Consider the following 8,704-nt stretch of genomic DNA (forward strand, 5'->3'; position numbering starts at 1 on the left):
CAATGCAACTCGTCCGATACGAACAAGCCCGCAACGCTCTCGCTGAATGCCAGCGCATCGACGAAGTGAAAGACATTCGCGATAAAGCCGAGGCCATGGCCGCATATGCGCGTCAGGCTAAGGATCAGGACCTGATCCAAATGGCGACCGAGATCAAGGTCCGCGCCGAGCGCAAGGCTGGCGAGATGCTTCGTCAGTCTGCCGACTCGGGCGAGCGGGCAGCGAACGGAGACAACCGTCATACAACCAAGACGTCGAACGATACGACGTCTAAGCCGACGCTCACCGATCTCGGCATCACCCGCGACCAGTCGTCCCGTTGGCAGTCGCTGGCGTCAATGTCTGACACTCACTTCGAAACGGCCGTCGAGACGGCAAAGCAGTCCGCCGGCGAGGTGACCACCGCATTCATGCTGCGCGAAGCAAAGAAGCACAAACCGGCTGGCCGTCCGCAAACCGGTCCGAAGGCAGACGCAATTCGCGCCGAACTCAAGAAGCTTCAGTCCGAATCCCAAATCTGCATGTATGCGCGCCTCGCGATGAAGGCGATCGAAGCGAGAACCGACTTCTCTCCAGAAGAACGACAGGCCATGAATGACCTGCGAACCGCAATCGACCGGTCGTCGATTTCAACCTTGAAGGTAGCGAATCAATGAAGACTCAACTGCTTGCTGTAACTCCTGCACAAGCTCGCTTGTGGCTCGAAAAGAACACCGACAACCGTCGCTTGCGTCCGATGGTTGTCGAGAACTTGCGTGGGGCCTGGGATCGTGGCGAATGGCTCACTACACACCAAGGTATCGCATTTTCGAAGGAAGGTCGCCTGCTGGATGGTCAGCACCGTCTGACGTTCATCAGTCAGTTGCCAGACGATGAAGTCGTGATGATGAATGTCACCACCGGCATGGACGAAGCCACGTTCATGGTCATCGATAAAGGGGCGGTGCGAACGACTTCAGACACCCTAGGTGAGACGACGAAGCTCGTCGCCGTTGCGCGTCTTCTCGCAAAAATCAGGAACGGAAGCCAAAACGCGGGCCTGACAGACGCCGTCGTCGCGCCTTATGTCGACTTGGTCAAACCTCTCCATCTCGATCTGATGGCGTTTTGCCCAACGAACGTGCGTATGTGGAGTTCTGCATCCGTTCAAGCGGCTGCTATCTACCGCATGTTGATCGGCGAAGACGTCGAATTCGTGAAGCAGTCTTATCGAACTCTGGTCCATTCGGACTTTGAATCGATGAACAAGATTTCGCGTGCGATCTATTTGCAGCATGGGAATGGCGTGATTGCCAGCGCGCGGACTCTCGATCTTTTCGTTCGTTGCCTGAAGGTTTTCGACCTCAAGAAGGTGAACGTCACCAAGATACAAATCAATGACATGTCGGCGACGTTGACCGACGTTCGCGCCACGCTGTCGGAGCTAGTTCAGTCAAAAAAAAGCCCGGCGTCGGCCGGGCTGAAGGTAGCTGAATCTGGGCTCGATTATACGCCGGTGTCGGCGCAGATGAGCACGGTTGGCTGACTGAAACTAGGTATTGGGGCGAGCATGAGTATTCAAGCAATGGCATGGGCCATCGAACAGCAGGACGTGACGGATGCGCATGCTCGCCACGTTTTGCTTTGTCTTGCGAACTACGCGGACAACAGCGGCAAGGCTGCATTTCCTTCGGCGGCGACGCTTTCGGATGACACAGGGCTGTCGGAAAGCACTATTCGACGCAAGCTGGATCTGCTCGAAGAGATGGGATTGATCGTCAAAGGCAACCAAAAAATTGTTGCCGCCTACATCTCGCGTGGTGATCGCCGACCCGTCGTCTACGACATGGTCATGAGCAAAAAACGGGGTGTCAGCGTGACAGGTCGTGAAGATGAACGGGGTGTCACCGACGAAGCAACGGGGTGTCAGCCACGATCGAACGGGGTGTCAGCGGAGTGCGAACGGGGTGTCACGGTGACACCCAATCCGTCCTTAACCGTCCTTGAACCGTCAATTAACCAAGTACAGGATGCTGCGCATCCCGCGCGCACCCGCAAACGTGCTCCGGCGAAGACGACTATCTCGCCTCAATTCGCGATCTCTGAGCGCGTCATGCAGTGGGCAGCCGAAAAAGGCCATCGCAACCTGCAAGCGCATTTCGATTCGTTCGTCGGCAAATGTCGAGCCAAGGGCTACACGTACGCCGATTGGGACGAAGCGTTCATGGAAGCCATTCGCGCCGATTGGGCTGGGCTGAACAAACGCGGCGCCACGAGCAAAAACGATCGCACTGCCGCCGCTGCCGCGATCTTCCCGACAAGCAACGTCCCGATGGAGTACATCGATGTCTGACGCAATCGACGAAGTGCAGATTCGCCGCCTCTTCATGCTCCTGCATGGCATGTATGGAAACGCGGTGCTCGACAAATACCGGATCGGGCAGGTCGAAAACGGCGAAGACGTTGGCATGTCGTCGGCGCGGCAAGTGTGGCTGAATGGCCTTCGCGAATTCCCGCAGCCGATCGTTCTGAAGGCGCTCGCGAAGTGCTCCGAAAAGCACAAGACCTTCCCGCCGACGCTTCCGGAATTCCGCGACATCTGCAAATCGCTCATGCCGCGTCAATGGATCTCGAAGAGCGATGTGCCGCGCCTCGAGATGAGCGAAGCGCTGCGCACCGAGCAGATCGAGCGCGCGCGCCGCGCGATCGCACAGACTCGACTCGAACGCGAAGGCGGCCTCACGACCGAAGACGGCATCCGTGGTCTGCACGTTCTCATCGCGAAGGCTGTCGGTCACGCCGGAGGCGACGAGGCCGCGACGCTCCTGCAGCTCGATGCTAAACGCATGGGTGCCGCATGACGAAGCGCTCCGCACCCTGGCCGATGTACGTGCCTGAAGGAACGAAAAACGTCGGCACCGCGCGCGTGCGCGACGACAGCGTTCTACCTCAGATGACGCACGCCCAGCGCGAGATCTACAAGCGCACCGGCAATCCGCCGCAGTCGAGTGCGCTGGACGACCCGCTTGACCCATTTGGCAAAACGATCGCGAGTTGCGCCGCGCGGTTCGAGCCGTCGCGCGAACTGATGCTTCACATGCAGTCGAAGAAGCCGCCGAAGTACCGCAACACGAAGTGCGAGCACAACGGCATCAAGTTCGACAGTCAGAAAGAGATGTCGCGCTGGTTCCACCTGATCCAGTTGCAAGCCGCCGGCCGCATCCGTGATCTGCGCTTGCAGGTCCCGTATGTCCTCACCGCTCGCAAGCAGCGCGACGACGGTTCATGGGAACGGGCATCGAAGTATGTCGCCGACTTCGTCTATTTCGACGTCGATGCCGGCAAGGAAGTCGTCGAAGACGTGAAGTCTATCGCGACGCGGAAGAACCGCACCTACATCCAGAAGCGTAAGCAGATGCTCGCGGTGCACAACATCTCGGTGAAGGAAATCTGATGGGCACGACCAAGAAACCGCGCAAGGCCTATCGGCCGCGCGCAATCAACCGGACTATCGGCATCGACGTGCTTGAACGTCGCACGCCCATGGATTCCATCCAGACGACCGACCTCGGCATCGCATACCACGTGGCACTTGACGAGATGCTCAAAGGGCGCGGCAACGAAGAGCACTGGTCGACGGTGGTCTGCGCGCTGAATATCACTCTCGTGCTGACCGAGCGCGGATACGGCGCTGCTTTCATGCCGACCGCCAAGGCTGCTCTCGACGGTGCCGTGCGTGCTCGCGACCGCGCGCGCAAGTGCGGAAAGTGGGGCTTCGACGGCGATGCGATCAGTGACGTGCGCTATGCGATCGCTCTGCATGATGAGCAGATGAGGGTAGCGACGAAAGCCGTCGTGCTCGCGGCGCTCGCTGAAGTCCATCGTCGTATCGATGCTGGCGAAGCGTTCAAGGAGGCAGCGTAATGCGTAGCGATCTTTGGACCGAAAAGGAGATTGCGATTCTTCGCGAAATCAGCGCAAGCCGGCAACCGCTCGTGCGCAGCATGGATTTGCTGCCAGGTCGAAGCTTCGATGGCGTGAAGTCGTATGCGGCGAAACACAAGATCAGTCTTGCAGGGGTAGACGACTGGACGCCGAAAGACATTGCGACCCTGCGAAAGATCTATCGCACGCCGCGCTCGATCAAGTTGCAGATCGCTGAGTTGATGCCGCATCGGACATATGCGTCGGTGAAGGCGGAGGCGAGGCGTCTCGGCATCACCGGAAAGAATCGCGCTGGAACCGCTGGGCGCAAGGGTTATTCGTGGGTGCTGCGTGCCGTGGAAAAAATTCTTCAGCAAGACGGCCCGGCGAGCAGCAAAGAGCTTGCACTTAAGACTGGCGGCAACCAGCGAACGATCAACGCATTGATTCGCGCAAACCGAGAACGCTTCTTCGTTGCGGAGTGGGCGGGCACTGCGCAGTATCCGGTCGCGGAATGGGATCTCGGCAATCGCCCCGATGCGCCGAAGCCGTCGCGTATCCCGCGCGCTGAGTTGTCTCGTGTCTATCGAATCAAGCGGCGCATCAGGAAAGGCTCGATAAACCCGTTTTCCAGTCTCATTCAACAGGTGGCCGCAGCATGAGCGACGCAGTCAATCACCCGAAGCACTACACGAGCCATCCGAGCGGCGTGGAGTGCATCGAGATCACCGAGCACTTTGGATTCAATCTCGGAAACGTCATCAAGTACCTGTGGCGCGCAGAAGAGAAGGGTGCACCGGTCGAGGATCTAAAAAAGGCACGTTGGTATCTCGATCGTGAGATCCAGAAGCGCGAGGAGCCTATTCAGGAGTGGCCTTTCGTCATCAAAGCGGAAAGCGTGCGGGTCGGAGGACCAGGAGGTTGGGTGCTCTACAAGGACGGGCGGATGCAGCCTTGCGACGAAAACGGAAAGCCGATTGAAGATTCGGAGGCGCAATGATGCTCGCATGTTTCCTAATCGGTCTTGTCGTTTGGCTCGTGGTAGGCGCGGTATCGCCGATCTGGCTTGCCATTCGATCGGGACACGTCACCGGCGAGGACCTTGTGATGAGCGTCTTCTGCAGCTTTATGGGTCCTATTGCCCTGCTGATGGTGCTTGCTCATATCGGCGCGGAGTTCACGATCTGGAGGCGCAAGTGACGTGGGCGCGAAAGAAGCCATTGAAGCCCTCGCGCTGGCCGCTCGCCGATCGCGCGACAGCGCTGCGCCGCTCGAAGCTGAAGGCGCGCGTGAAGAAGCCGACCGTCGCCGAAGGCTCGAAATATCTCGAGGCGTGCCGTGGCGAGCCGTGCTATCTGCGCTTTCTCGGATGCTTCGGCGACAGCGAGACAGTTGTGCCATGCCACTCGAATCAATCAAAGCACGGCAAGGGCATGGGAAAGAAGGCAGATCACAAGTACACGGTGCCGGGCTGTATGTGGTGCCACGCGAAGCTCGATCAAAGTCCGCTGGCGCGCGAGTCGAAGGTTGCCGTTTGGGATTCTGCGTACGAACGCTGGGAACCAGTGCGCGCCGCAAAGATGGGTTTGACGGAGGAAGCAGCAGCATGAACACGATGGAGCCCAAGAAGTTGACGGTGCGGATACCCGTCGTTGGTCTTGTGACTGAGCAGGGAATGCGCGGCCGCTACACCTACATGACGCAGAAGACGCCGAAAGACACGATGGTGCACGGCCTGCGCCGCGTCCGGCATCTCGACCGTAGCGGCGCGGAATACATGTGCATGGCGCTGGCATTTATTCCTGAAGGCTATCGCGGCTCGATCCCGAAGAAGGCATGGGTCGATCGGGAATACGCCTGGGTCGATTGTCTCTATGCGGAGAACTGGAAGTCCCTTGCGGCATTCCGCGATTGCACTGATCACGTTTGGATGGCGCTGGACGCGCCGACATCGAAAGGAGCGGCAGCATGAACTGCAAACCTGGTGATTTGGCCTACATCGTAGAAGGTCCATCAGAAAACCTCGGAAAGGTCGTCGAGGTAAAAAGCGGCTTCGGCTTCTACAAAGACGAAGGCTACTGTTGGAACATCGTCTGTCGATCGAAGTTGGTAGCAATCGGCGAAATAGACGGCAAAGTGCATCGCGTGAAGGAGGGCTTCATCCCGGATAAATCCCTTCGCCCTATAAGCGGCGTGCCGCTCGACGATGAAACGCCCGTCGCCGTCAACCTGCCTGAAGCATTCAAGCTGGCGCTCGGCATCGAAATGAGGGCTTGGGCATGAACGTCAATCAATTGACCGGCGCGCAGCTCGACTATTGGGTCGCGAAAGCCGAAGGCATGCAAGCTGAAGTGAAACACGCGTGCGGCGCGGACTGGTGCCAAATCGACGTGCAACACGTCGGCTATCTCCAGTACCAGCCGTCTGAGAACTGGCATATCACCGCGCCGATTGCCGAACGACAGCGGTACCTGACGTATCCGCGCCTGCGCGAAGACGGAAAGCTCGAATGGCTGGCGGAGGCGCATCTCAATCCCGACTTTCACGGCATGTGCACCGACGAGTCGCCGAAGGTTGCGATCTGCAGATTGAGGGTTGCTGAAAAATTTGGCTTCGAGGTGGCCGAGTGATACCGCGTGCGCCGCGCACATTCCGCGATCCGCTTCGGCAACTGATAGACAAGGAGGGCAGCACCTGCAAGGGCTGCCCGCACCAACGAACTTTCGAATTCATCGGCTCCATGCAAACCATCTGCGCCATTGGCAAGAACCACGGACACCGCTGCGAACAATACGGAAAGAGGACGAACATGACGACGAGCGCCATTGCTGCGGACGAGATCGACGCTGTGCTGACGGAATGGTACGAGTGGAGTCAGGCCTATGAGCCAGCGCTCGGATATGGCCGGGCGGATTCTACGTGCCGCGACTTCAAGATCAGCCGACAGTGGATGGATCATTCCGAGCTGAGCGATCTGGTAGACAACCAGCTTCGCGCTGCAACCGGCAAAGCTGTCGATCCGATCATCCAAAAGCTTTCGCTTGCGCATCGCATTGCAGTGATGACTGCGGTGCGGAACTTCGTCGCGGGCGCGGTGGTGTTCCAGAATCCGCGCAGCCCGGCGACGCAGGATCGCGACTACGCGGAAGCGAAGGCTGTGATGCGCCCGGCGCTTGTCGCGAGAGGTCTTCTGGCAAGCGGAGGGCGGTCCGCATGAAGACGCTGATGGCAATTGAAGCAAAGGCCTACGCCAAAGAGCGCAGTCTTCCCTGTCCGATGACCGCGTTTCGACAGCAGCGCGCAAGTGCAGCCCGGCGCGGCATCGGATGGAAGATGTCGTTCGATGAGTGGTGGATGATTTGGCGGGATTGGTACCACATGCGCGGCCGAGGCAAGAATCAGCTATGCATGGCGCGCCAAGGCGATGTCGGCCCGTACGCGTCTGACAATGTCTATCTCACAACATGCCTTGGCAATCAGCTGGATGTAGACCGCTCCTATGCTAAGGGTCCGCGCAAGCGCATGACTGACGATGAACGCATCGCGAGGCAGCAAAAGAAAGATAGGTGGGGCGGACAATGGAAAGGGAACGACAGAGCGTCGCACATGGCATACAAAAGCCATTGCAGAGGAATCGAAGATGAGGCAGAATCACGCTCGTGGCCAGAGTTGCGCCCAGAGTAAAAGCCCGCTAGGTGAAAGCCTCGCGGGCTTTTTCGTTGGCGCTTTCGATGCGCGATAGCCTCGTTCGAGGCTGGTCCATGAACCTCACTGTTGCAACCTGCTAATGCCGACCAGACCAATGCGCCCGTGCAAGCATCGCGGGTGCAGCGCTCTCGTGCGTGGCGGCAAGACGTACTGCGCGCAGCACGCAAGCGAAGAAGTGAAGTGGAAGCCTGATGCGGTGCGCGGCAATCGCCACGCGCGCGGCTACGGATCGTATTGGCAGAAGCTCCGTGCGATGGTTCTAGCGCGCGACTGTCACGTATGTCGATGCGCAGAATGTCGGCGTCTAGGCCGTGTGCGTGAAGCCACCGAGGTGGATCATGTTCGGCCTAAATCGCAGGGCGGCACGGATGACGCTGATAACCTCAGCGCGATCAATCACGAGTGCCACAAGGCGAAGACGGCGCGTGAGCGGCAGCCGCGCGGCCCCGGAGGGGTGTAGGCAAAGTCTGAGCCAAATCGGCTTGGGACCGACCGTTCCGTCAAATTTTCACGACCGCGAAAAATAAAAATTGATTTTCGCGCTTCGAGGTTCGGCGGCGAGTAAAAGTTACAACGGCAAAATGCCGAAAATGGTTGCAAAACGGAGAGAAAATGGCCGGCGTGAAAGGCCGCTCCGGGCGCCGCGCCAAGCCCACGGCCAAAAAGGAACTGGCCGGCAATCCGGGCAAGCGGCCGCTAAATAAAGACGAACCCGACTACGGTCAGGTCACGAATATTGACTGCCCGGCTTGGATTTCCGGTTATGCGGCGGAGATGTGGCAGCGGGTCGCGCCGTCGCTCTGCGCGCACAAGATCTTGCAGGTCACCGATCTGCACAACCTCGAATTGTTTTGCGAAGCCTACGGCCGCCATCGACTCGCGACTGAGGATCTGCACAGAAACGGCCTTGTCGTAATGAGCGCGCAAGGCTCGCCGATGAAGAATCCGGCGGCGACGATTCAAAACGAAGCCGCGCGGCAGATGGCGACGTTCGGCGCGTTACTCGGGTTAGACCCGTCGAGCCGTCAGAACGTCGTCGGCGGCGGCAATAAACGGTCCGACAACCCTTTCGGCGCGCTGCTGGGCAGCTAAA

General features: G+C 58.8%; 17 protein-coding genes. All 17 read left to right on the top strand.

The window, feature by feature from the left end; genetic code table 11:
• Positions 1-2: 2 nt before the first annotated feature.
• The 17 genes from P9292_RS13965 to P9292_RS14045 all read left to right on the top strand — a co-directional run bounded on the left by P9292_RS13965 (position 3) and on the right by P9292_RS14045 (position 8,703).
• Positions 3-656, top strand: coding sequence for a hypothetical protein (locus tag P9292_RS13965; protein ID WP_309959556.1), 654 nt, complete (start codon positions 3-5; stop codon positions 654-656).
• On the top strand, positions 653-1,525 hold the full coding sequence (locus P9292_RS13970; protein WP_309959559.1) for a hypothetical protein: 873 nt from the start codon (positions 653-655) through the stop codon (positions 1,523-1,525). Before P9292_RS13965 ends, P9292_RS13970 begins: the two co-directional genes overlap by 4 nt.
• 24 nt (positions 1,526-1,549) lie before the next feature.
• A complete protein-coding gene (locus P9292_RS13975; protein ID WP_309850480.1) occupies positions 1,550-2,332 on the top strand; it encodes a helix-turn-helix domain-containing protein in 783 nt (260 codons plus the stop codon).
• Positions 2,325-2,840: a hypothetical protein gene (locus P9292_RS13980; protein ID WP_309850483.1), complete on the top strand. Its 516-nt coding sequence runs from the start codon at positions 2,325-2,327 to the stop codon at positions 2,838-2,840. Before P9292_RS13975 ends, P9292_RS13980 begins: the two co-directional genes overlap by 8 nt.
• On the top strand, positions 2,837-3,433 hold the full coding sequence (locus P9292_RS13985) for a DUF1064 domain-containing protein (protein WP_309959561.1): 597 nt from the start codon (positions 2,837-2,839) through the stop codon (positions 3,431-3,433). Before P9292_RS13980 ends, P9292_RS13985 begins: the two co-directional genes overlap by 4 nt.
• Before the next feature lie 89 nt (positions 3,434-3,522).
• On the top strand, positions 3,523-3,903 hold the full coding sequence (locus P9292_RS13990; protein WP_309959563.1) for a hypothetical protein: 381 nt from the start codon (positions 3,523-3,525) through the stop codon (positions 3,901-3,903).
• Positions 3,903-4,565 carry a hypothetical protein gene (locus P9292_RS13995; protein ID WP_309959566.1) on the top strand — a complete coding sequence of 221 codons (663 nt, stop codon included), beginning with the start codon at positions 3,903-3,905 and terminating at the stop codon, positions 4,563-4,565. Before P9292_RS13990 ends, P9292_RS13995 begins: the two co-directional genes overlap by 1 nt.
• Positions 4,562-4,903 (top strand): DUF3310 domain-containing protein, encoded by a 342-nt coding sequence (locus tag P9292_RS14000; protein ID WP_309959567.1) that lies wholly within the window; start codon positions 4,562-4,564, stop codon positions 4,901-4,903. The genes P9292_RS13995 and P9292_RS14000 overlap by 4 nt, the downstream gene beginning before the upstream one ends.
• Complete coding sequence (locus tag P9292_RS14005; protein WP_309959569.1) at positions 4,900-5,103, top strand: hypothetical protein; 204 nt, start codon at positions 4,900-4,902, stop codon at positions 5,101-5,103. The genes P9292_RS14000 and P9292_RS14005 overlap by 4 nt, the downstream gene beginning before the upstream one ends.
• Positions 5,100-5,513, top strand: a complete 414-nt coding sequence (locus P9292_RS14010) for a hypothetical protein (RefSeq protein ID WP_409015163.1) — start codon at positions 5,100-5,102, stop codon at positions 5,511-5,513. Before P9292_RS14005 ends, P9292_RS14010 begins: the two co-directional genes overlap by 4 nt.
• On the top strand, positions 5,510-5,875 hold the full coding sequence (locus P9292_RS14015) for a hypothetical protein (protein WP_309959571.1): 366 nt from the start codon (positions 5,510-5,512) through the stop codon (positions 5,873-5,875). Before P9292_RS14010 ends, P9292_RS14015 begins: the two co-directional genes overlap by 4 nt.
• Positions 5,872-6,186 (top strand): hypothetical protein, encoded by a 315-nt coding sequence (locus P9292_RS14020; protein ID WP_309959573.1) that lies wholly within the window; start codon positions 5,872-5,874, stop codon positions 6,184-6,186. The genes P9292_RS14015 and P9292_RS14020 overlap by 4 nt, the downstream gene beginning before the upstream one ends.
• Positions 6,183-6,533 carry a phage protein NinX family protein gene (locus P9292_RS14025; RefSeq protein ID WP_309964019.1) on the top strand — a complete coding sequence of 117 codons (351 nt, stop codon included), beginning with the start codon at positions 6,183-6,185 and terminating at the stop codon, positions 6,531-6,533. Before P9292_RS14020 ends, P9292_RS14025 begins: the two co-directional genes overlap by 4 nt.
• 179 nt (positions 6,534-6,712) lie before the next feature.
• On the top strand, positions 6,713-7,120 hold the full coding sequence (locus tag P9292_RS14030) for a hypothetical protein (protein ID WP_309959575.1): 408 nt from the start codon (positions 6,713-6,715) through the stop codon (positions 7,118-7,120).
• Positions 7,117-7,587, top strand: coding sequence for a hypothetical protein (locus tag P9292_RS14035; RefSeq protein WP_309959577.1), 471 nt, complete (start codon positions 7,117-7,119; stop codon positions 7,585-7,587). The genes P9292_RS14030 and P9292_RS14035 overlap by 4 nt, the downstream gene beginning before the upstream one ends.
• A gap of 277 nt (positions 7,588-7,864) precedes the next feature.
• A complete protein-coding gene (locus tag P9292_RS43170) occupies positions 7,865-8,071 on the top strand; it encodes an HNH endonuclease (protein WP_409015376.1) in 207 nt (68 codons plus the stop codon).
• 152 nt (positions 8,072-8,223) lie between these two features.
• Positions 8,224-8,703, top strand: a complete 480-nt coding sequence (locus P9292_RS14045; RefSeq protein ID WP_309959581.1) for a phage terminase small subunit P27 family — start codon at positions 8,224-8,226, stop codon at positions 8,701-8,703.
• The last annotated feature ends 1 nt before the right edge of the window (position 8,704 follow it).

Origin of the sequence: Caballeronia sp. LZ001 (assembly GCF_031450875.1) — a bacterium.
Classification (GTDB): domain Bacteria; phylum Pseudomonadota; class Gammaproteobacteria; order Burkholderiales; family Burkholderiaceae; genus Caballeronia.